Here is a 24,557-nt window from a genome sequence, read left to right as displayed (position 1 = left end):
AACACCTGCAGCCCACGCGCGGTTCGTCGCGCGCAGGCCGCCCTGCGTCCGCGGAAAGAGCGCCGGGGCAGGGCGCGGCCGGCGGTAAATCCCGAGCGCCGCGCTGCGTTATTCACTACAGCCGCTCCGCCATCGCGGGGCACCCGTCAACCGTGGCACACCACCACGTCTCGAGGTTGAAGACATGCAAGTCGCTACCAGCGTCATCGATGACCAGCCTGCCCATGCCGAACCGGCCGCGGGCGAAACCCTCTACGAATTCACCGAATCGCCGCTGCTGGCGCGCCAGCGCCACCAGGAGTCCAACGCGCGCAGCTACCCGCGGCGCATCCCCCTAGCGCTGAAGAAGGCCCGCGGGCTGTACGTCGAGGACGTCGAGGGCCGCCGCTTCATCGACTGCCTGGCCGGCGCCGGCACCCTGGCCCTGGGCCACAACCACCCGGTGGTGATCGAGGCGATCCAGCAGGTGCTGGCCGACGAACTGCCGCTGCACACCCTGGACCTGACCACCCCGGTGAAGGATGCCTTCGTCCAGGACCTGTTCGGCCTGCTGCCGCCACAGCTGGCGCGCGAGGCGAAGATCCAGTTCTGCGGGCCCACCGGCGCCGACGCCGCGGAAGCCGCGCTCAAGCTGGTGCGCACCGCCACCGGGCGCAGCACCGTGCTGTCGTTCCAGGGCGGCTACCACGGCATGACCCAGGGCGCCCTGGGGCTGATGGGCAACCTGGGGCCGAAGAAGGCCCTGGGCGCGGTGCTGGGCAACGGCGTGCAGTTCCTGCCGTACCCCTACGACTACCGCTGCCCCTTCGGCCTCGGCGGCGAGGCCGGGGTGCGCGCCAACCTGCACTACCTGGAGAGCGTGCTGAGCGACCCGGAAAGCGGCGTGCCGCTGCCGGCGGCGGTGGTGCTGGAAGTGGTGCAGGGCGAGGGCGGCGTGGTGCCCGCCGACCTGCAATGGCTGCGCGGCCTGCGACGCATCACCGAGAAGGCCGGGGTGGCGCTGGTGATCGACGAGATCCAGACCGGCTTCGGCCGCACCGGGAAGATGTTCGCCTTCGAACACGCCGGCATAGTCCCCGACGTGGTGCTGCTGTCCAAGGCCATCGGCGGCAGCCTGCCGCTGGCGGTGGTGGTCTACCGCGACTGGCTGGACACCTGGCAGCCCGGTGCCCACGCCGGCACCTTCCGCGGCAACCAGATGGCCATGGCCGCCGGCTCCGCGGTGATGCGCTACCTCAAGGAACACGACGTGCCCGGCCACGCCGCGGCCATGGGCGAGCGCCTGGCCGAGCACCTGCGCATCCTCCAGCGCAGCTACCCGCAGCTGGGCGACATCCGCGGCCGCGGGCTGATGCTCGGGGTGGAAGTGGTCGACGCCGAAGGCGCCGCCGACAGCCTCGGCCACCCGCCGGCCAACCCCGCGCTGGCCTCGCGCATCCAGCGCGAATGCCTGCGCCGCGGGCTGATCCTCGAACTGGGCGGCCGCCACGGCGCGGTGGTGCGCTTCCTGCCGCCGCTGATCATCAGCGCCGAGCAGATCGACGAAGTGGCCCGCCGCTTCGCCCACGCCCTGGCCGCGGCGGTGCCTGCCGGCAAATTGTAAGCGGGCCCTGCCCGCGAAATCGCGCGCAGGGCGCGCTCCTACAGGCTGACGCCGAGCTTCCCGCCTCTCGTTTGCGAGCAAGCCGAGGCACCTTTCGTAGGATGGGTTGAGCTTGCGAAACCCATCGGACCCTGGTGATGGGTATCGCTTCGCTCAACCCATCCTACGGGGCTTTCCTGAAACTGTAGGAGCGGGCCCTGCCCGCGATTTCGCGCGCAGGGCGCGCTCCTACATGGGAATGGCGCGGGTGGGGCAGCGTAGCGGATCTTATCCGCGAATCGCGCCGGAACCCCCGGCTATCGCGGACAAGGTTCGCTCCTACGAAGAGCCTCGGCACCTAATTTTCCCCCCACCCACTTCGTTAACCCTTAGCGGCCACCCCCGGGGCGGCCGGCCCATCCAGTTGAGGAAAGCGCAATGACTTCTGTATTCGACCGCGAAGACATCCCATTCGAAGTGGTGGTGAACCACGAGGAGCAGTACTCCATCTGGCCGCAGTACAAGGAAATCCCCGCCGGCTGGCGCGCCGTGGGCAAGAGCGGGCTGAAGAAGGACTGCCTGGCCTATATCGAGCAGGTCTGGACCGACATGCGCCCGCTGAGCCTGCGCCAGCACATGGACAAGGCGGCCGGCTGAGTGGCGCTGCGACTCTTCTGCCTGCCGTACTCCGGCGCCAGCGCCATGGTCTACAGCCGCTGGCGGCGCAAGCTGCCGGCCTGGCTGCAGCTGCGCCCGGTGGAGCTGCCGGGGCGCGGCGCGCGCATGGCCGAGCCGCTGCACACCGAGCTGGCCGGCCTGGCCCGGCAGCTGGCCCGCGAGCTGCACGACGAAGTGCGCCAGGGCCCCTACGCGGTACTCGGCCACAGCCTGGGCGCGCTGCTCGCCTGCGAGCTGCTCTACGCCCTGCGCGAGCTGGGCAGCCCGACGCCCCTGGGGCTGTTCGCCTCGGGCACGGCGGCGCCGTCGCGGCGCGCGGAATACGACCGCGGCTTCGCCGAGCCGAAGAGTGACGCCGAGCTGATCGCCGACCTGCGCGACCTGCAGGGCACCCCCGAGGAAGTGCTGGCCAACGCCGAGCTGATGAGCCTGACGCTGCCCATCCTGCGCGCCGACTTCCTGCTCTGCGGCAGCTACCGCCACCAGCGCCGCGCGCCGCTGGCCTGCCCCATCCAGGTGCTCGGCGGGCGTGCCGACAAGGCCAGCGAGGAACAGCTGCTGGCCTGGGGCGAGGAAACCTGTGCCGACTTCGAACTGCAACTGTTCGACGGCGGGCACTTCTTCATCCACGAGCAGGAGGCCACCGTGCTGCCCTGCATCGAGCGGCGCCTGCAACGCTGGCGCGCGGGCGAGGGTTCGCTCGCTCCGCTGGCGCAGGCCGCGACCTTCTGAGCCCATCGGCAACGCGCGGGCCGGGTGCTGGCGACGGCACCCGGCTTTCGCCGCTTCCTGCTTATAACTATTTGATATTTAGGTAGAAATTATTTCCTGCCGGCAGTCCCGATCAGCGCCGCGAAGCTAATTTTCCGCCGTTCCTGTCCGTTCCCCATGAGCCCACTCGAGCCCTGGCGCTCGTTGCCCACGTGCACGGAAGAAGACAGATGAACGCAGAACAGTCCCTGAAACTCGCCCGCCGCTTCATAGAGCTGCCCCTGGAAAAACGCCGGATGTTCCTGGACAGCCTGGCCGCGGAAGGCGTCGACTTCTCGCTGTTCCCGATTCCGGCCGGGGTGGAGAGCGTCGAGCGCAAGCGGCCTTCCTACGCCCAGCAGCGCATGTGGCTGCTCTGGCAGCTGGACCCGCACAGCGGCGCCTACAACCTGCCCGGCGCCGTGCGCCTGCAGGGGGCGCTGGACCGCCAGGCCCTGGAGCGCGCCTTCACCAGCCTGGTGGAGCGCCACGAGACCCTGCGCAGCGTCTTCGTCCCGGATGCGGACGGCACCCCGTTGCTGGCGCCCATGCCCGGCGAGCTGCGCGTGGCCTACGAGGACTTCAGCGCCCTGGCCGCGGACGAGCGGGAAGCGCGCGTGCGCGAGGAAGCCCAGCACGAGTCGCTGCAGAGCTTCGACCTGGGCCGCGGCCCGCTGCTGCGGGTGCGCCTGATCCGCCTGGGCGAGCAGGAACACGTGCTGCTGCTGACGCTGCACCACATCGTCTCCGACGGCTGGTCGATGAACCTGCTGATCGAGGAGTTCGGCCGCTTCTATAGCGCCTATGCCGAGGGCCGCGAGGCGCAGCTGTCGGCGCTGCCGGTGCAGTACGCCGACTACGCCCTGTGGCAGCGCAGCTGGCTGGAGGCCGGCGAGCAGGAGCGCCAGCTGGACTACTGGCGCAAGCAGCTTGGCGAGCATCACCCGGTGCTGGAACTGCCGGCCGACCACCCGCGCCCGGCCCAGGCCAGCTACCGCGGCGCCCGCTACGAATTCGCCGTGGAACCGGCGCTGGCCGAAGCGCTGCGCGCCGCCGCGCGGCAGCAGAGGCTGACGCTGTTCATGCTGCTGCTGGGCGGCTTCGACGTGCTGCTGCAACGCTACAGCGGCGAGGGCGACCTGCGCGTCGGCGTGCCCATCGCCAACCGCAATCGCGCCGAGGCGGAGGGGCTGATCGGCCTGTTCGTCAACACCCAGGTGCTGCGCGCGGTATTTGACGCGCAGACGCCGGTGCGGGACCTGCTGGCCCAGGTGCGCGACAGCGTGCTGGGCGCCCAGGCCCACCAGGACCTGCCGTTCGAACGCCTGCTGGACGCCTTCCAGGTGGAGCGCAGCCTCAGCCACAGCCCGCTGTTCCAGGTGATGTACAACCACCAGCCGCAGGTGGCCGACATCGAGGCCCTGGACGACGTGGCCGGCCTGCGCCTGAGCCGCCTGGACTGGCAGAGCTGCACCACCCAGTTCGACCTTTCCCTGGACACCTACGAGAAGGGCGGCCGCCTGTACGCCGCGCTGACCTACGCCACCGACCTGTTCGAGGCGGCGACCATCGAGCGCATGGCGCGGCACTGGCAGAACCTGCTGCGGGCGATGATCGACGAGCCGCAGCGCGCGGTCGGCGAGCTGCCGATGCTGGATGCCGGCGAGCGTGAAATGATCCTGCAGCAGTGGAACGCCACGGCCGCCGAATACCCGCTGCAACGCGGCGTGCACCAGCTGTTCGAGGTACAGGCCGAGCGCCATCCGGATGTGCCGGCGCTGGCCTTTGGCGAACAACGCCTGAGCTATGCCGAGCTAAATGCCCGCGCCAACCGCCTGGCCCATGCGCTGATCGAACGCGGCGTCGGCCCGGATAGCCTGGTCGGCATCGCCGTGGAGCGTTCCATCGAGATGGTCGTCGGCCTGATGGCGATCCTCAAGGCCGGCGGCGCCTACGTGCCGCTGGACCCGGAATACCCCGCCGAGCGCCTGGCCTACATGCTGGAAGACAGCGGCGTGAAGCTGCTGCTGAGCCAGTCGCACCTCGACCTGCCGCTGGCCGAGGGCGTGCAGCGTATCGATCTGGATCAGGACGGCGACTGGCTGGAAGGCTACAGCGACACCAACCCCGATATGGTTCTGGACGGTGAGAACCTCGCCTACGTGATCTACACCTCCGGTTCCACCGGCAAGCCGAAAGGCGCGGGCAACCGCCATCGCGCGCTGACCAACCGGCTGTGCTGGATGCAGGAGGCCTATGGTCTCAACGCCGGCGACACGGTATTGCAGAAGACGCCGTTCAGCTTCGACGTCTCGGTCTGGGAGTTCTTCTGGCCGCTGATGACCGGCGCACGCCTGGTCGTCGCAGCACCAGGCGATCACCGCGATCCGGCGAAGCTGGTGGAGCTGATCAACCGCGAAGGCGTCACCACGCTGCACTTCGTGCCTTCGATGCTACAGGCCTTCCTGCAGGACGCCGCAGTCACCAGTTGCTCCAGCCTGAAACGCATCATCTGCAGCGGCGAAGCGCTGCCGGTAGACGCCCAGCAACAGGTCTTCGCCAAACTGCCGCAGGCCGGCCTGTACAACCTCTACGGCCCCACCGAGGCCGCCATCGACGTCACCCACTGGACCTGCGTGGAGGAGGGCAAGGACGCCGTCCCGATCGGCCAGCCCATCGCCAACCTGGGCTGCCATATCCTCGACGGCAATCTGGAACCCGTGCCGGTAGGCGTCCTGGGCGAACTCTACCTGGCCGGCGAAGGCCTGGCCCGCGGCTACCACCAGCGCCCATCACTGACCGCCGAACGCTTCGTCGCCAGCCCCTTCGTGCCCGGCGAGCGCATGTACCGCACCGGCGACCTGGCGCGCTACCGCGCCGACGGCGTGATCGAATATGCCGGCCGCATCGACCACCAGGTGAAGCTGCGTGGCCTGCGCATCGAACTGGGCGAGATCGAGGCACGCCTGCTGGAGCACGAACTAGTACGCGAGGCAGCAGTGCTGGCCGTGGACGGCAAGCAACTGGTCGGCTACGTCGTGCTCGATGCCGAGCAGGACGACTGGCGCGAAATCCTGGCCGCGCATCTGGCCGCCAGCCTCCCGGAATACATGGTCCCGGCGCAGTGGCTGGCCCTGGAAGGCATGCCCCTAAGCCCCAACGGCAAGCTCGACCGCAAGGCACTGCCCAAGCCCGACGCGACCGTGGCCCAGACCGACTACGTGGCGCCGCGCAACGAGGTGGAGCAGCGCCTGGCGGCCATCTGGCAGGACCTGCTGGGCATCCCCCAGGTCGGCCTGGACGACAACTTCTTCGCCCTGGGCGGCGATTCCATCATCGCCATCCAGGTAGTCAGCCGGGCGCGCCAGGCCGGGCTGCAGCTGAGCCCGCGCGACCTGTTCCAGCACCAGAGCGTGCGCGGCCTGGCCCAGGTCGCCCAGCCCCTGACGGCTACTCCGGTGGAACAGGCACCAGCCCATGGCGAGGCGGCGTTGGCGCCGGTGCAGCATTGGTTCTTCGAGCAAGCCATCCCCGAGCGCCAGCACTGGAACCAGTCGCTGCTGCTGCAGGCCCGCCAGCCGCTGGACGGCGAGCGCCTGGAGCGCGCGCTGCTGCGCCTGCAGGAACACCACGACGCCCTGCGCCTGCGTTTCCGTGAAGAAGACGGCGTGTGGCACCAGGCTTATGCCGAACAGGCCGAAAGCCCGCTGTGGCGCCGCCAGGCCGCTTCGCCCGAGGCGCTGGCCGCGCTCTGCGAAGAGGCCCAGCGCAGCCTGGACCTGCAACAGGGCCCGCTGCTGCGCGCGCTGCTGGTGGACCTGGCCGACGGCGGCCAGCGCCTGCTGCTGGCGATCCACCACCTGGTGGTGGATGGCGTGTCCTGGCGCATCCTGCTGGAAGACTTGCAACACCTGTACGCACAGCCGGACGCCGAGCTGCCGCCGCGCAGCAGCGCCTACCAGGCCTGGACCCGCCAGTTGCAGGAACAGGCCCGACAACGCCAAGACGAGCTGGCCTACTGGCAGGCGCAACTGGCCGACGCCCCGCGCAGCCTGCCATGCGACAACCCGCAAGGCGCGCTGGAGAACCGTCACGAACGCAAGCTCGCCCTGACCCTCGACGCCGAACGCACCCGCCAGCTGCTGCAGGAAGCCCCGGCGGCCTACCGCACCCAGGTCAACGACCTGCTGCTGACCGCCCTGGCCCGGGTGATCTGCCGCTGGAGCGGCGAGGCCAGCGTGCTGGTGCAGTTGGAAGGCCACGGCCGCGAGGACCTGGGCGGCGGGCTGGACCTGAGCCGCAGCGTCGGCTGGTTCACCAGCCTGTTCCCGCTGCGCCTGGCCCCGGCCACCGACCTCGGCGCCTCGATCAAGGCGGTCAAGGAACAGCTGCGCGGCGTGCCGGACAAGGGTGTCGGCTACGGCCTGCTGCGCTACCTGGCCGGCGCCGAAAGCGCCCAGGCCCTGGCGGCGCTGCCGCAGCCGCGCATCACCTTCAACTACCTGGGCCAGTTCGACCGCCAGTTCGACGAAAGCGCGCTGCTGGTGCCGGCCGCGGAAAGCGCCGGCCAGGCCCAGGACCCGCGCGCGCCCCTGGCCAACTGGCTGAGCATCGAAGGCCAGGTCTACGGCGGCGAGCTGAACCTGAGCTGGGCGTTCAGCCAGGAGATGTTCGCAGAGGCCAGCGTGCAGCGCCTGGTGGACGACTACGCGCGCGAGCTGCAAGCGCTCATCGACCACTGCCGCGACCCGCGCCACGCCGGGGCGACGCCCTCGGACTTCCTCCTGGCCGGGCTGGGCCAGGCGCAACTGGACGCGCTGCCGCTGGACCTGGCCTCGGTGCAGGACCTCTACCCGTTGTCGCCGATGCAGCAGGGCATGCTGTTCCACAGCCTCTATGCGCGGGAGGAGGGCGACTACGTCAACCAGCTGCGGGTGGACGTGGAGGGGCTGGACGTCGAGCGCTTCCGCGATGCCTGGCAGGCCGTGGTGGCGCGCCACGAGGTGCTGCGGGCCGGCTTCCTCGGCACCCTGGAGCGCCCGCTGCAGTGGGTCCGGCGGCAACTGCAGGTGCCCTTCGCGGTGCTCGACCTGCGCGGCCGCGACGACCTGCCGGCGGAACTGCAGCGCCTGGCCCTGGCCGAGCGCCGCCGCGGCTTCGACCTGGCCGACGAGCCGCTGCTGCGCCTGACCCTGGTGCGCACCGGCGAGCGCAGCCATCACCTGATCCACACCCACCATCACATCCTGCTGGACGGCTGGAGCAATTCGCGGCTGCTCGGTGAGGTGCTGCAGCACTACGCCGGGCAGGCGCCCGCGGCACCGGCGGGGACCTTCCGAGACTACATCGGCTGGCTGCAGCGGCGCGACCTGCAGGCCGAAGAGAGCTTCTGGAAGGAACAGCTGGCCGAGCTGGAGTCGCCGACGCGGCTGCTCCTGTCGCTGCCTGCCGCGGACGCTGCGCAGGCCGGCCACGGCCTGCTGCGGCGCGACCTGGAGCGCCCGGCCAGCGAGCGCCTGCGGGCCTTCGCCCAGCGCCAGAAGGTGACCGTCAACACCCTGGTGCAGGCCGCCTGGCTGCTGTTGCTGCGCCGTTACACCGGGCAGGACACGGTGTGCTTCGGCGCCACCGTGGCGGGCCGCCCGACGGAGCTGGCCGGTATCGAGGAACAGGTCGGCCTGTTCATCAATACCCAGCCGGTGGTCGGCAGCCCGCAGGCGGAACAGACGGTGGCCGAGTGGGTGGCCCAGGTCCAGGCGCGCAGCCTGGCCCTGCGCGACTTCGAACACACCCCGCTGTACGAGGTGCAGAGCTGGGCCGGGCGCGGCGGCGAAGCGCTGTTCGACAGCCTGCTGGTGTTCGAGAACTACCCGGTGGCCGAGGCCCTGCAACAGGGCGCCCCGGCCGGGTTGCGCTTCGGCGAGGTGGACAACCGCGAGCAGACCAACTACCCGTTGACCCTCGGCGTGCACCTGGGCGCCACCCTGGCGCTGCACTTCAACCATGACGCCCGCGTCCTGCCGGCAAGCGTGGTCGCACGCCTGGCCGAGCATTTCGTCAATCTGCTCGTGGCGTTGTGCGAAAACCCACAGGCGCGCCTGGCCGAGCTGGAAATGCTCGGTGAAGTGGAGCGCGCGCAGATTCTGCAACGCTGGGACCACACCGCGGATCACTACCCGAGCGATCGCTACATCCACCAACTGGTGGCGGACCGCGCCGCGGAAACGCCGGACGCAGTGGCGGTGATCTTCGCCGACCAACCGCTCACCTATGGCGAGCTGGATACCCGGGCCAACCGCCTGGCCCATCGCCTGATCGAACTGGGCGTGGGCCCGGAAGTGCGGGTGGCCATCGCCATGCGTCGTTCGGCGGAGACCATGGTGGCCTTCTTGGCCGTGCTGAAGGCGGGCGGTGCCTATGTGCCGCTGGACGTGGCCTATCCGCGCGAGCGCCTGCTGTACATGATGCAGGACTGCGCGGCGGCGCTGGTGCTGACCCAGAGCGATCTGAAAAGCCAACTGCCGCTGCCGGAAGGACTGCCGACCCTGGCCGTGGATCGCGCCGAGGAGTGGCAATCCCGTCCCGCTACCGCGCCGAGCGTGGCATTGCACGGCGACAACCTGGCCTACGTGATCTACACCTCCGGTTCCACTGGCCTGCCCAAGGGTGTGGCGGTGTCCCACGGGCCGCTGGTGTCGCATATCCGCGCCACCGGTGAACGCTACGAGACGAACCCTTCGGACTGCGAACTGCACTTCATGTCCTTCGCCTTCGACGGTGCCCATGAAGGCTGGATGCATCCGTTGATCAACGGCGCACGGGTGCTGATCCGTGACGACAGCCTGTGGCTGCCGGAGCAGACCTACGCGCAGATGCACCGTCATCAGGTCACTTTGGCGGTGTTCCCGCCGGTGTACCTGCAACAACTGGCGGAACATGCCGAACGCGACGGCAACCCGCCTCCGACCCGTGTGTACTGCTTCGGCGGCGATGCCGTGCCGCAGGCGAGCTATGACCTGGCCTGGCGAGCGCTGCGCCCGCAGTACCTGTTCAACGGCTACGGCCCCACCGAAACGGTGGTGACGCCGCTGCTGTGGAAGGCCCGAAAAGAAGACCCGTGTGGAGCGGCCTATGCCCCGATCGGCACGCTGCTGGGCAAACGTCGCGGCTACGTGCTGGACGCCGAGCTGAACCTGCTGCCGGTAGGCCTGGCGGGTGAGCTGTACCTGGGCGGCGAGGGCGTGGCGCGAGGCTATCTGGAGCGCCCGGCACTGACCGCCGAACGCTTCGTGCCGGACCCCTTCGGCAACGGCGAACGCGTCTACCGCAGCGGCGACCTGACCCGCGCCCGGCCGGACGGCGTGGTCGATTACCTGGGCCGCGTGGATCATCAGGTGAAAATCCGCGGCTTCCGCATCGAACTGGGTGAAATCGAAGCCCGCCTGCTGGAGCAGGACGCGGTGCGCGAGGCAGTGGTACTGGCCCGCGACGGCGCCAGCGGCAAGCAACTGGTGGGCTACGTGGTGCCGACCGAACCGATCCCGGTCGAACAACGGCACGCCCTGCGCGATGAGCTGAAAGCGGCGCTGAAGGGCAGCCTGCCGGAGTACATGGTGCCCACGCAGTTGCTGTTCCTCGAAACGCTGCCGCTCACACCCAACGGCAAGCTGGACCGCAAGGCGCTGCCACAACCGGACATCAGCGAGCTGCAGCAGGACTACGTGGCGCCGAGCAGCGAGCTGGAGCAGCGCCTGGCGGCGATCTGGCAGGCAGTGCTGAAACTGCCGCGGGTGGGGCTGAAGGACAACTTCTTCGACCTGGGCGGCCACTCGCTGCTGGCCACCCAGGTCACCGCGCGGGCGCAGGACGAACTGGGCGTGAACCTGCCCCTGGCGCTGATGTTCCAGAGCGAAACCCTGGAGGCCTACGCGGCCTCGGTGGCGCAGTACGCGCCCAGCAGCGACGCGGACTTCGACGATCTCCGCGACTTCATGACCGAACTCGAGGCAGTGTGACATGCAACCCGACAAGAACCTGGACCTGGCCCAACGCTTCGTTCGCCTCCCCCTCGAGCAACGCCGGCTGTTCTTCCAGAAGCTGGTGTCGAAGAACATCGGCCTGTCGCAGCTGCCGATCCCCGTCACCCGCCACGAGGCCGCGGCGCTGCCGCTGTCCTATGCGCAACAGCGCCAGTGGTTCCTCTGGCAGATGGCGCCGCAGAGCGCGGCCTACCACATCCCGGCGGTGCTGCGGCTGCGTGGCCGCCTGGACCTGGGCGCCCTGTGGCGCAGCTTCGAGACGCTGATCGCGCGCCATGACACGCTGCGCACCCGCTTCCGCCAGGAGCAGGACCAGGCCGTGCAGCTGGTGGACGCCGAACTGCCGTTCGAGCTGCCTTGCGAAACGCTGGCGGGATGCAGCGAGGAGACCCTGCAGGCCCATATCGAGGCGGAAATCCAGACGCTGTTCGACCTGCAGCGCGCCCCGCTGCTGCGGGTGAAGCTGCTGCGCCTGGCAGCGGACGATCACGTGCTGGTGCTGACCCTGCATCACATCATCGCCGACGGCTGGTCCATGGCGCGGATGGTCGACGAGCTGGTGCAACTGTACGCGGCGTACAGCGAAGGGCGCGAAGCGAACCTGGCGGAACTGCCGATCCAGTACGCCGACTACGCCCTGTGGCAGCGCTGCTGCATGGAGGCCGGCGAGCGCGAGCGCCAGCTGGCCTACTGGCGCGAACAGCTGGGTGGTGCCCAGCTGCCGCTGGAGCTGCCCAGCGACCGTTCGCGGCCGGCGGAGCAGAGCTATCGCGGCGGCGAGGTGGACATCCCGCTGCCCGACGAGCTGGCCCACAAGCTGCGCGAACTGGCCCAGCGCCGCGGCGTGACCCTGTTCATGCTGCTGCTGGCGTCCTTCCAGAGCCTGCTGAACCGCCATTCCGGGCAGGCCGACATCCGCGTGGGCGTGCCCATCGCCAACCGCACCCGGGTGGAAACCGAGGGGCTGGTCGGCTTCTTCGTCAACACCCAGGTGCTGAAGGCGGAGTTCGCGCTGCACACCACCTTCGACGACCTGCTGGCCCAGGTGAAGCAGCGTTCGCTGGAGGCCCAGGCCTACCAGGAACTGCCCTTCGAACAACTGGTGGAGGCACTGCAGCCCGAGCGCGACCTGAGCCACAGCCCGCTGTTCCAGGTGATGTACAACCACCAGAGCGAGAGCCGCGGCCAGGCGCGGGAGCTGCCCGGCCTCAGCGTCGAGAGCCTGCCGCGCGAGGCGCGTACCGCGCAGTTCGACCTGACCCTCGACACCTTCGAGTCCGAGCGCGGGCTGCGCGCCTCGCTGACCTATGCCAGCGACCTCTTCGAACGGTCCACCGTGGAACGCCTGGCGGACCACTGGCGCAACCTGCTGGAAGCGGTCTGCGCCGACCCGCAGCGGCGCATCGCCGAACTGCCCATCCTCGGCGCCGCCGAGCGCCACCAGGTGCTGCATGAGTGGAACGACACCGCCGCGCCTTACCGCCAGGCCTGCCTGCACGAACTCTTCGAGGAGCAGGTGGCGCGCACGCCGGAGGCCCTGGCGCTGATCGACGGCGAGCACGAATACAGCTACCGCGAGCTGAACCAGCGGGCCAACCGCCTGGCCCACAAGCTGCGCGAGCTGGGCGTGGGGCCGGAAGCGCTGGTCGGCATCGCCATGCAGCGGCGCCTGGAGATGCTGGTCGCGCTGCTGGCCACCCTCAAGGCCGGCGGCGCCTACGTGCCGCTGGACCCGGAGTATCCGCAGGAACGCCAGGCCTACATGCTGGAAGACAGCCAGGCGCGCCTGCTGCTGACCCAGCGCGCTTTGCTCGCCCAGCTGCCGCAAGGGGGCGCGGCGCAGGTGCTGGCGGTGGACGACCTGGCCCTGGAGGCCTATTCCCAGGACGACCCGCGCCACCTTGCCAGCCCGGAAAACCTGGCGTACTGCATCTACACCTCCGGCTCCACCGGCAAGCCCAAGGGCGTGCTGATCGAACACCGCAACGCGGCGGCCCTGGTCGGCTGGGCCCGCTCGGTCTACAGCCGGGAAGACCTGCAGGGCGTGCTGGCCTCCACCTCGATCTGCTTCGACCTCTCGGTGTGGGAGTTCTTCGTCACCCTGGCCTGCGGCGGCTTCGTGGTGCTGGCCGACAACGCCCTGGCGCTGCCGGAGCTGCCGGCGCGCCAGCGGGTGCGCCTGGTCAACACGGTGCCCTCGGCCATCCGCATGCTCTGCGAGGCGGGGCAGATTCCCGACTCGGTGCGCATCGTCAACCTGGCGGGCGAGCCGCTGGCCCAGGCGGTGGTGGACAACCTCTACGGGCTCGGCCACATCGAGCGGGTCTACGACCTCTACGGCCCCTCCGAGGACACCACCTATTCCACCTACACCCTGAGGGCCCCGGGCGGCAGCGCCAACATCGGCCGCCCGCTGGCCAACAGCGGCGTGCACCTGATCGACGCCAGCGGCGAGCCGGCCGGCATCGGCAAGGGCGGCGAGCTGTGCATGGTCGGCGCGGGCCTGGCCCGTGGCTACCTGAACCGGCCGGCGCTGACGGCGGAGAAGTTCCTCCCCGACCCCTTCGCCGCGCAGGGCGGCGGCCGGCTCTACCGCACTGGCGACCTGGCGCGCTACCGGCCCGACGGTGTGATCGAGTACCTGGGGCGCATCGACCACCAGGTGAAGATCCGCGGCTTCCGCATCGAACTGGGCGAGATCGAGGCGCGCCTACTGGAGCAGGACGCGGTGCGCGAGGCGGTGGTGCTAGCCCGCGACGGCGCCAGCGGCAAGCAGCTGGTGGGCTACGTGGTGCCGGCCGCAGGCGTGGCGGCCGGGGACCCGCGCGAACTGCGCGAGGCCCTGCGCACGGCATTGAAGACGAACCTGCCGGACTACATGGTGCCGGCGCAGCTGCTGTTCCTAGAAGCGCTGCCGCTGACGCCCAACGGCAAACTGGACCGCAAGGCCCTGCCGCAGCCGGACGCGAACGAGCTGCAGCAGGATTACGTGGCGCCGCGCAGCGAACTGGAGCGGCAACTGGCGGCCATCTGGCAGGAAGTCCTCAAACGCCCGCAGGTGGGCGCGACCGACAACTTCTTCGAACTGGGCGGCGACTCCATCGTCTCTCTGCAGGTGGTCAGCCGGGCGCGCCAGGCGGGCATCCAGTTCACCCCCAAGGACCTGTTCCAGCACCAGACGGTACAGGGGCTGGCAAGCGTGGCCCGGCGCGCCGAGGGGTTGCGCGTGGAGCAGGGCGCGGTCAGCGGCGGCCTACCGCTGACGCCGATCCAGCAGTGGTTCTTCGGCCAGGACATCCCCACGCGCCAGCACTGGAACCAGTCGCTGCTACTGGCGCCGCGCCAGCCCTTGCAGATCGAGCCCCTGAAGGCCGCGCTGCAGGCGTTGCTGGCGCACCACGACGCCCTGCGCCTGCGCTTCGAGCGGCATGACGGCGCCTGGCGCGCCGAATTCAGCGCGCCGCAAGCGGACGCGGACGTATTGTGGCGCCGCCGCCTGGCCACGCCGGAGGCGCTGGAAGACGTCGCCAACCAGGCACAGCGCAGCCTGGACCTGCAGCAGGGCCCGCTGCTGCGGGTGGTGCTGGCGGAACTGCCCGGCGGCGAGCAGCGCCTGCTGCTGGTGATCCACCACCTGGTGGTGGACGGGGTGTCCTGGCGCGTGCTGCTGGACGACCTGCAACAAGCCTATGCCCGGGCCGTTGCCGGGCAGCCGGCGGAGCTGCCGGCCAAGACCAGTTCGTTCAAGGCCTGGGCCGAGCGCCTGGCCGCCCATGCCCAGGGCGCAGCCGCCGCAGCGGAACTGGCCTACTGGCAGGCCCAGCTGGCCGGCGTGAGCGACGAGTTGCCCTGCGCCAACCCGGCCGGCGGGCGGCAACAGAAACACGTCGCCTATGCCTGCACCCGCCTGGACCGCGACTGGACCCGCCGCTTGCTGCAAGAGGCGCCGGCGGCCTACCGCACCCAGGTCAACGACCTGTTGCTGACCGCCCTGGCGCGGGTGATCTGCCGCTGGAGCGGGCAGGCGCAGACCTTGGTGCGCCTGGAAGGCCATGGCCGCGAAGAGCTGTTCGAGGATATCGACCTGACGCGCACCGTCGGCTGGTTCACCAGCATGTACCCGGTGCGCCTCAGCCCCCGGGCGGGGCTGGCGGATTCCATCAAGACGATCAAGGAGCAGTTGCGTGCAGTACCCGGCAAGGGGCTCGGCTACGGCCTGCTGCGCCACCTGGGTTCCGACGAGGCGAGGCGGGCGCTGGAAAGCCTGCCGAGCGGGGCGATCGTCTTCAACTACCTGGGGCAGTTCGACCAGAGCTTCGACGCCGAGGACGGCCTGTTCGTCCCCGCCAAGGAAAGCAGCGGCGCCGGCCTGGACGAGAATGCGTCGCTGGACGGCCTGCTCAACCTGAACGGCCGCGTGTACGACGGCGAACTGAGCCTGGACTGGGGCTTCAGCCGCGAGGTGTTCGACGAGCGGACCATCCAGCGCCTGGCCAGCGAGTACGCCGACGAGCTGCGCGAGCTGATCGGCCATTGCTGCGCTGCGGCCAACCGCGGCCTGACACCCTCGGACGTTCCCCTGGCGCGCCTGAGCCAGGAGCAGCTGGACAGCCTGCCGCTGCCGGCGGCTCAGATCGCCGACATCTACCCGCTGTCGCCGATGCAGCAGGGCATGCTGTTCCACAGCCTGTACGAGCGCGAGGGCGGCGACTACGTCAACCAGATGCGCGTGGACGTGGAGGGCCTGGAGGTCGAAGGCTTCCGCCGTGCCTGGCAAGCGGCGGTGGATGCCCACGACGTGCTGCGGGCGGCGTTCATCAGCGAGCTGGCGCAACCGCTGCAGGTCATCCGCCGGCAGATGCCGGTGCCGTTCGCGGTGCTGGACTGGCAGGGCCAGGCGGACCTGGGCGCGCGCCTGGACGCCTGGGCGAATGCCGACCGTGAACGCGGCTTCGACCTGGCGGAGGAGCCGCTGTTGCGCCTGACGGTGATCCGCACCGGCGAGCGCAGCCACCACCTGATCTACACCTGCCACCACATCCTGCTGGATGGCTGGAGCAACTCACGGCTGCTGGGCGAGGTGCTGCAGCGCTATGCCGGCCAGCCGGTCGGCCGCGCCGCGGGCGGCTATCGCGACTATATCGCCTGGCTGCAGCGGCAGGACCCGCAGGCCAGCGAAGCGTTCTGGAAAAACCAACTGGTGGAACTCGACGCGCCGACGCGGCTGACCCACGCGTTACGCCCGGCCCTGGCGACGGGGCAGGCCGGCCACGGTTTGTACAGCCAGGTGCTGGATGAGGAGCGCACGCGCCAGCTGGGCGAGTTCGCCCGCAGCCTGCGGGTGACGCTGAATACCCTGGTGCAGGCCGCCTGGTTGCTGTTGCTGCGCCGCTACACCGGGCAGGACACCGTGTGCTTCGGCGCCACCGTGGCGGGGCGCCCGGCGGAACTGGCCGGCATCGAGGAACAGGTCGGCCTGTTCATCAATACCCAGCCGGTGATCGGCAGCCCCCGTGCGGAACAGACCGCGGCCGAGTGGATCGCCCAGGTGCAGGCGCGCAGCCTGGCCCTGCGCGACTTCGAGCACACCCCGCTGTACGAGGTGCAACGCTGGGCGCGGCTGGGCAACGAAGCGCTGTTCGACAGCCTGCTGGTGTTCGAGAACTACCCGGTTTCCGAGGCTCTGCAGCAGGGCGCCCCGGCCGGGCTGCGCTTCGGCGAGGTGGGCAACCACGAGCAGACCAACTACCCGCTGGCCCTGGCCGTGCTGTTGGGCGAGCGGCTGGAAGTGCACTACAGCTACGACCGCCGGCACTTCGACGAGGAAACGCTCGGCCAGGTGGCCGGGCACTTCGGCAACCTGCTGGTGGCGTTGTGCGAAAACCCGCAGGCGCGCCTGGCCGAGCTGGAAATGCTTGGTGAAGCGGAGAGGGCGCAGATTCTGCAACGCTGGGACCACACCGCGGATCACTACCCGAGCGACCGCTACATCCACCAACTGGTGGCGGATCGTGCAGCGGAGACGCCGGATGCGGTGGCGGTGATCTTCGCCGACCAGCCGCTGACCTATGGCGAGCTGGATACCCGGGCCAACCGCCTGGCCCATCGCCTGATCGAACTGGGCGTGGGGCCGGAAGTGCGGGTGGCCATCGCCATGCGTCGTTCGGCGGAGACCATGGTGGCTTTCCTTGCGGTGCTGAAGGCCGGTGGTGCCTACGTGCCGCTGGACGTGGCTTATCCGCGTGAGCGCCTGCTGTACATGATGCAGGACTGCGCGGCAGCGCTGGTGCTGACCCTGAGCGATCTGGAGGTCCAGTTGCCGCTGCCCGAAGGACTGCCGACCCTGGCAGTGGACCGCGCCGAGGAATGGCAATCCCTTCCCGCTACTGCGCCGACTGTGGCGTTGCACGGCGACAACCTGGCCTACGTGATCTACACCTCCGGCTCCACCGGTCTGCCCAAGGGCGTGGCGGTGTCCCACGGACCGCTGGTGTCGCACATCCGCGCCACTGGTGAACGCTACGAGACGAACCCTTCGGACTGCGAACTGCACTTCATGTCCTTCGCCTTCGACGGCGCCCACGAAGGCTGGATGCACCCGTTGATCAACGGCGCCCGCGTGCTGATCCGCGACGACAGCCTGTGGCTGCCGGAGCAGACCTACGCGCAGATGCACCGTCATCAGGTCACTTTGGCGGTGTTCCCGCCGGTATACCTGCAACAACTGGCCGAACACGCCGAGCGTGACGGCAACCCGCCGCCGACCCGTGTCTACTGCTTTGGCGGCGATGCCGTGCCGCAAGCGAGCTACGACCTGGCCTGGCGAGCGCTGCGCCCGCAGTACCTGTTCAACGGCTACGGCCCGACTGAAACGGTAGTGACACCGTTGCTGTGGAAGGCCCGCAAGGAAGACCCGTGTGGCGCCGCCTATGCCCCGATCGGCACGCTGCTGGGCAAGCGCCGTGGCTATGTGCTGGACGCCGAGCTGAACCTGCTGCCGGTGGGCCTGGCGGGTGAGCTGTACCTGGGCGGCGAAGGTGTGGCGCGGGGTTATCTGGAGCGCCCGGCGCTGACCGCCGAACGCTTCGTGCCGGACCCCTTCGGCAACGGCGAGCGCGTCTACCGTAGCGGTGACCTGACCCGCGCCCGGCCGGACGGCGTGGTCGATTACCTGGGCCGCGTGGACCACCAGGTGAAAATCCGCGGCTTCCGCATCGAACTGGGCGAAATCGAAGCCCGCCTGCTGGAGCAGGATGCGGTGCGCGAGGCGGTGGTACTGGCCCGCGACGGTGCCAGCGGCAAGCAACTGGTGGGTTACGTGGTGCCGACGGATGAGCTGGCAGCCGAGCAGCGGCACGCCCTGCGCGATGAGCTGAAAGCGGCGCTGAAGGCCTGCCTGCCGGAGTACATGGTGCCAGCGCAGCTGCTGTTCCTCGAAACGCTACCGCTGACGCCCAACGGCAAGCTGGACCGCAAGGCCCTGCCGCAGCCGGATATCAGCGAGCTGCAACAGGACTACGTGGCGCCGCGCAGCGAGCTGGAGCGGCAACTGGCGGACATCTGGCAAGAGGTGCTGAAGCTGCCGCAGGTGGGCCTGAACGACAACTTCTTCGAACTGGGCGGCGACTCGATCATTTCCCTGCAACTGGTGAGCAGGGCCCGCCAGGCGGGGATTCGCTTCACGCCGAAGGAGCTGTTCCAGCACCAGACCGTGCAGGAACTGGCACGGGTGGCCCGGCGCACGGAGGAAGCCGCCGTCGACCAGGGGCCGGCCAGCGGTACGTTGCCGCTGACGCCGATCCAGCGCTGGTTCTTCGAGCAGGACATCCCGCAGCGCCACCACTGGAACCAGTCGGTGCTGCTCGCGGCGCCAGGCAAGGCCTGGGACGGCGAGGTGCTGGAGCGGGCGCTGAGGGAGCTGGTGATCCACCACGATGCCTTGCGCCTGGCCTTCGACGCCGGCTCGGCGCGCTACCGGGACCTGGCCGAGGTGCAGGCTGCCTGGGAACAGGCGGGCATCCTCTGGCAAGCCGAGCTGGATGGCCCGGAAGCGCTGGAGGCCCTGGGCGAGGAGGCGCAACGCAGCCTGAACCTCGCCGGCGGCCCGCTACTGCGGGCGCTGCTGGCCACGCTGGCCGACGGCAGCCAGCGCCTGCTGCTGGTGATCCACCACCTGGTGGTGGACGGGGTGTCCTGGCGGATCCTGCTGGAGGACCTGGAAAGCGCCTATCGCCAGCTCGCCGCCGGCCAGCCGCCGCGCCTGCCGGCCAGGACCAGTTCGCTGCAGGCCTGGGCCTTGTGCCTGGCCGAACATGCCGGCAGCGGCGCGCTGGCGCAGGAGCTGGACTACTGGCGCAACGAACTGCAGGGCGCCGATCCGACGCTGCCCTGCGACAACCCCGAGGGCTCCCGCCGGCAGTGCGATGCGCAGCACGTCCAGCTGCGCCTGGACGCCGATATGACGCGCAATCTGCTGCAGGTGGCGCCGGCGGCCTACCGCACCCAGGTCAACGACCTGCTGCTCACCGCGCTGGCCCGGGCGGTCTGCCGCTGGAGCGGCCGCGACCATGCGCTGATCCAGCTGGAAGGCCACGGCCGCGAAGACCTGTTCGAGGGCATCGACCTTTCGCGCACGGTGGGCTGGTTCACCAGCGTCTATCCGTTGCGGCTGGTGCCGGAGCAGGACCCCGGGCGCTCGCTCATGGGTATCAAGGAGCAATTGCGCGCGGTGCCCGGCAAGGGCATCGGTTTCGGCCTGCTGCGCTACCTCGGCGACGCCGCCAGCCAGCAGGCGCTGCGGGCCTTGCCGGAGCCGCGGATCACCTTCAACTACCTGGGGCAGTTCGACGGGCCGGGCGCCGGCGATGGCGAGCCGGGCCACAGCTTCTCGACGGAGCGCGCCGGCGCGGACCTGAGCGAGCAGGCTCCGCTGGGCAACTGGCTGAGCATCAACGGCCAGGTGTACGACGGCGAGTTGAGCCTGACCTGGACCTTCAGCCGCGAGGTGTTCCAGGGCGAGGGTATCGAACGGCTCGCCGGGGACTACCGCCGTGAACTGGAGGGGCTGATCGAGCATTGCTGCCAACCGGGCAGGGGGGCGCTGACGCCCGCCGACGTGCCCCTGGCCGGCCTGACCCAGGAACAGCTGGATGCGCTGGGCCTGGAGGCGGCGCGGGTCGAGGACATCTACCCGCTGACGCCGATGCAGCGCGGGATGCTGCCCGAGGCGGTGCACGAGCAGGGCGACTTCATCTGCCAGCACACCCTCGGCGTGCGCGGGCTGGACCCCGAGCGCTTCCGCCGGGCCTGGCAGGCCACCCTGGATGCCCACGGCATGCTGCGCACCGGCTTCGTCGCGGCGACCGCGCAGCGCCAGCCGTTGCAGGTGGTGTACCGGTCGGTGGAGGCGCCTTTCACCCTGGTCGACGGCCGCGGGCTGACGCCCCTGGAAGTGGAGGAGCGCCTGCTCGAAGACCGTCTCGCGCCCTTCGACATGGCGAAGGCGCCCTTGCTGCGCCTGACGCTGGTGCGGCTCGCCGACGACGAATACCGCGTGGCCCTGACCAGCCACCATATCCTGCTGGACGGCTGGAGCGCCTCGCGCCTGTACGAGGACATCCTGCGGGCCTACCTGACTGGCGCCCCGGCACCCGTGGCGGGGAGCTTCCGCGACTACCTGGCCTGGCTGCAGGGCGTGGACCACGAGGGCGACCGCCGCTTCTGGCAGCAGGCGCTGACGCGCCTGGACGCGCCCAGCCTGCTGGCGCCGACGGCGAGCGGGGGGGCCTGCGGGCACGGACACCTGTTCTTCGCCCTCACGCCCGAACGCAGCGCGGCCCTGGGCGAGTTCGCCCGGCAGCAGCGGGTCACGGTCAATACCCTGGTGCAGGCGGCCTGGCTGCTGTTGCTGGGCCGCCGGCTGCAGCGCACGACGGTGGCCTGCGGGGTGACGCTGTCCGGCCGGCCGGCGGAGCTGCCCGGCATCGAGCGGCAGCTGGGGCTGTACATCAACGACGTGCCGCTGGTGGCCGAGCTTGCGCCGGAGCTGAGCATCGCCCAGTGGCTGCAGGCGCTCCAGGTGTTCAACCTGCGCATGCGCGAGCATGGCTACGCCTCGCTGGCCGAGCTGCAGCAATGGCATGGCTCGGAGCTGTTCGATACGGTCATCGTGTTCGAGAACTATCCGGGGGAGATGTCCCAGGCGGAGGAGGGCAGCCAGGCGCTGCAGTTCCTCGGCATGGGCCATCACGAGCAGACCAGCACGCCGCTGACGTTGTACGTCGAGCTGGACAAGGTCTGGGGGTTCCACTTCGACTACCGTCTCGATCGCTTCCAGGCGGCTGTGGTCGAGTCGTTGGGTGCGGAACTGCAACGGCTGCTCGCCTGGCTGGTGGAGGCGGCTCCCTCGATGCGGCTGGGTGAACTGGAGGGTGAAATCGCCTGAGCCCTTGGGGGTCTGGCGAACCAGGCTCCCTCACCCCAACCCTCTCCCGGAGGGAGAGGGGGCCGTTCGGCGTGGGCGGGGAGGTTTGGCGTCAACCTGTAGCGGGCCTTGCCCGCGATTCGCGCGCAGGGCGCGCTCCTACAGGGGAATGGCTTGGCTATTTCAGGCATAATCGTTCGTGGTTATCCGCCCTACGACTCCGTGCCGAGGTGCTTTTCGTAGGACGGGTTGAGCTTGCGAAACCCATGCGGTGCTGGTGATGGGTATCGCTTCGCTCAACGCCATCCTACGACGGCGCCGGGCCCCTCACCCCAACCCTCTCCCGGAGGGAGCGGGGGCCAGGCCGTGCCACCGTCAGGCCCTGTTCTCCCTGCACCATTGGCATCCGCGACACCCATGGTCTCCATGGAATGCCTTCCTTCCCATGCGCTCCGAACCAGTCCCCTCTCCCTTCAGGGAGAGGGTTAGGGAGAGGGTGCTCTTTCGTCCCGCGCCAACTCCTTCCGGCAGGCCGATGCCCAACGACGATGGCGCTGTGTTTGCCTACGAAAAGCTGGGGAGCAGAAATGACGACGGGGGCCTGGCCCCCGTCGTTTTTGCCGCGTGACGCTTAGAACTTGTAGCTGAGGGTGCCCATCAGGTTCCTGGGGGCGCCCCAGACGCCCTGGCCGTACCAGTTCACCGCAGTCTGGTACTTCTCGTCGAACAGGTTGTTGACGTTCAGCTGGGCCGAGACCTGGGGCGTGATGTCGTAGCGGGCCATCAGGTTGGCGACCAGGTAGTCGGACTGTTCCTGGCGCTGGCCTTGGGGCCCTACGCCGTCGTAGTAGATGCGGCTCTGCCAGTTGGCGCCGCCGCCCACCGTCAGTTGCTTCCATTGCCCCGGCAGGCGGTAGGTGGTGAACAGGCGTGCCATGGTGCGCGGCAGCTGGGTGTTCACGTCGTTGTCGTCGGAGTCCTTGGCGCTGTAGTGGGTGGCGAAGAAGAAGGCGTTCCAGTTCTCGGTGAGCGCGCCGGACAGTTCGAACTCCACGCCCTTGGAGGTGGCGCCGTCGGTGGCGTAGTAGGCCGGGCTGTCGGGGTTGCCGGGCACGGAGTAGCCGACGTCCTGCTGGCCGAGGTTGTCCTGGACGATGCGGAAGGCAGCCAGGGAGGCGTTCAGCCTGCCGTCGAGGAACTCGCCCTTGATGCCGGCCTCGTAGGCGTCGCCGGTGACCGGGTCGAGCCAGGCGCCGTTGCGGTCGCGGTAGTCCTGGAAGTTGAAGATGCTGGTGTAGCTGGCGTACAGCGAATAGTTCTGGTTCAGGTCGTAGACCAGGCCGGCGTAGGGGATGAATTTGTGGTCGCTGTAGTCGTATTCGCCCGAGGAGGCCCAACCGGCGCCTTCGCGGTCGTACTGGGTGAAGCGGCCGCCGAGGATCAGCTTCAGCGGGTCGGCCAGGGACAGGCGCAGGGCGGCGTAGCCGGCCTTCTGCTTGGTGTGGTTGCGCTCGGAGAGTTCGCGGTTCTCGTAGTCCCACTCCGGTTCCGCCACGTGGCCGAAGTCGTACACGCTGACCGGGGATTGCCAGGGCGTCTTGTTGCCGATCCAGTCGAACGAGTACTTGTGGTCGAAGTAGGTGGCGCCGACCACGGCCTCGTGGGTGCGCCCGAACAGTTCGAACGGGCCGGACAGGCGCAGGTCGGTGCTCTGCTGCTTGCGCTCGCCGGGGAAGCGCGACTGCGAGGGTTCGGCGTCGATCAGGCCGGTCTCCGGGTCGGGAAAGCCCCAGTTGAAGATACGCGCGTTGTCCACTTCGTTGCGGTTGTGCATGACGCGGAACTGCGCCTGCCAGTCGTTATCGAAGCGGTGCTCGAGGTTGGCGAAGAAGTTCTTGACCTCGACTTCCTCGGTGTTCCACTTCGGCGCGATGCTGAACGAGCGGCTGTAGTGGGTCTTCGAGCCGTCGCTGTTCCACAGCGGCACGCCGCCGTAGGTCAGGCCGTCGGCGTCGGACTTCTGGTAGCTGGCGCCCAGGCTCAGGGTGGTGGCGTCGGTCAGGTCCACGTCGACCACGCCGTAGATCACGTGGCCCTCGCGGGAATAGCGGTCGAAGAAGTTCTTCTTGTCCTGGTAGGCGCCCACCAGGCGGCCGCGCACGTTGCCGGTGGGCGTCAGCGGGCCGGACAGGTCCAGGGTGCTGCGGTAGTTGTCCCAGGAGCCGGCGCTGACCTGCGCCTCGCCGCGGAACTCCTTGCTGTCGGCGCGCTTGCGCACCAGGTTGACCGAGGCCGAGGGCTCGCCGGCGCCGGTGAGCAGGCCGGTGGCGCCGCGGACGATCTCGATGCGGTCGTAAATGATGGCGTCCAGCTCGGACTCGCCCGCGGCGTAGTTGCTCTTGTAGTAGCTGGAGATGCCGTCGTACTGCAGGTCGTTGATGAAGAAGCCGCGCGAGGCGAAGACGGTGCGCTCGCTATCCAGCTGCGGCGCGGAGATGCCCGGCGCGTTGGCCAGCACGTCGCCGAGGGTGGTCATGTTCTGGTCGTCCATCCGCTGGCGGGTGATGACGCTCACCGACTGCGGCGTCTCGCGCGTCGACAGCGGCAGCCCGGTGGCGGCGGCGGTGGCGCCGGTGGTGTAGGAACCGGTGCCTTCGGTGGTGGTGGCCAGGCGGTTGCTGACGATGGTGGTGGCGCCCATTTCCAGGCTGCCGTTGTCACCGCCGAAGCTGACGGTGGCGGTATCCCCCTCGATGTGCTGGGCGGCCCCGGTGCCCTGCAGCAGCTCGGAGAGGGCCTGGGACGGCTCGCGCTTGCCCCTCAGCGCCTGGCTGCGCTTGCCGGCGACGTCCTCGGGACGGTAGAGCACCTGCAGGTTGGCCTGCTTGCCGAAGGCCTGCAGCGCGCTGCCCAGGGACTGCGCGGGAATGTCGAAGTTGACTTCCTGGGCCTGGACGTAGCCCGCCAGCGGCAGGCTCAGGGCCACGGCCAGGGAGTGCGGCATGAGCCTGCCGCCGAGGTAGCGCCGAATCAGGACGGCTTTGCTCAAGGGGGATAAGGCGTAGTGTGCTGGCATGGATGATTT

At 69.4% G+C, this 24,557-nt stretch carries 4 protein-coding genes and 1 pseudogene; 4 read left to right on the top strand and 1 reads right to left on the bottom strand.

Translation table 11 applies throughout. The features are described from left to right. The first annotated feature begins 184 nt into the window (after window positions 1-184). From QSJ95_RS03490 to QSJ95_RS32925, 4 genes and pseudogenes are all read left to right on the top strand, one after another. A complete protein-coding gene (locus QSJ95_RS03490; RefSeq protein WP_285640081.1) occupies window positions 185-1,603 on the top strand; it encodes an aspartate aminotransferase family protein in 1,419 nt (472 codons plus the stop codon). A 417-nt stretch (window positions 1,604-2,020) separates the two neighbouring features. After that, window positions 2,021-2,239 (top strand): MbtH family protein, encoded by a 219-nt coding sequence (locus tag QSJ95_RS03485; RefSeq protein ID WP_009622053.1) that lies wholly within the window; start codon window positions 2,021-2,023, stop codon window positions 2,237-2,239. Next, the gene (locus QSJ95_RS03480) at window positions 2,240-2,992 is read left to right on the top strand and encodes a thioesterase II family protein (RefSeq protein ID WP_082996403.1); all 753 of its coding nucleotides are present in this window, start codon (window positions 2,240-2,242) and stop codon (window positions 2,990-2,992) included. It begins immediately after the preceding gene. A 209-nt stretch (window positions 2,993-3,201) separates the two neighbouring features. Then, window positions 3,202-21,475 (top strand): annotated as a pseudogene (locus QSJ95_RS32925) (non-ribosomal peptide synthase/polyketide synthase); the annotation flags it as partial. Window positions 21,476-22,103: 628 nt separating this feature from the next. Here the strand turns inward: QSJ95_RS32925 and fhuE are convergent. Then, on the bottom strand, window positions 22,104-24,476 hold the full coding sequence (gene fhuE, locus QSJ95_RS03465; protein WP_285640072.1) for a ferric-rhodotorulic acid/ferric-coprogen receptor FhuE: 2,373 nt from the start codon (window positions 24,474-24,476) through the stop codon (window positions 22,104-22,106). Window positions 24,477-24,557: the final 81 nt, after the last annotated feature.

This window comes from Pseudomonas sp. NBRC 100443, assembly GCF_030268185.1.
Taxonomy (GTDB): Bacteria; Pseudomonadota; Gammaproteobacteria; order Pseudomonadales; family Pseudomonadaceae; genus Pseudomonas; species Pseudomonas citronellolis.
This window is presented reverse-complemented; position numbering and strand designations above follow the sequence as displayed.

Excerpts from the sequence above, each read along its gene's own strand:
- QSJ95_RS03485 (WP_009622053.1), top strand. The coding sequence starts at position 2,021 with ATGACTTCTGTATTCGACCGCGAAGACATCCCATTCGAAGTGGTGGTG.
- QSJ95_RS03490 (WP_285640081.1), top strand. The coding sequence starts at position 185 with ATGCAAGTCGCTACCAGCGTCATCGATGACCAGCCTGCCCATGCCGAA.
- fhuE (WP_285640072.1), bottom strand. The coding sequence starts at position 24,476 with ATGCCGCACTCCCTGGCCGTGGCCCTGAGCCTGCCGCTGGCGGGCTAC.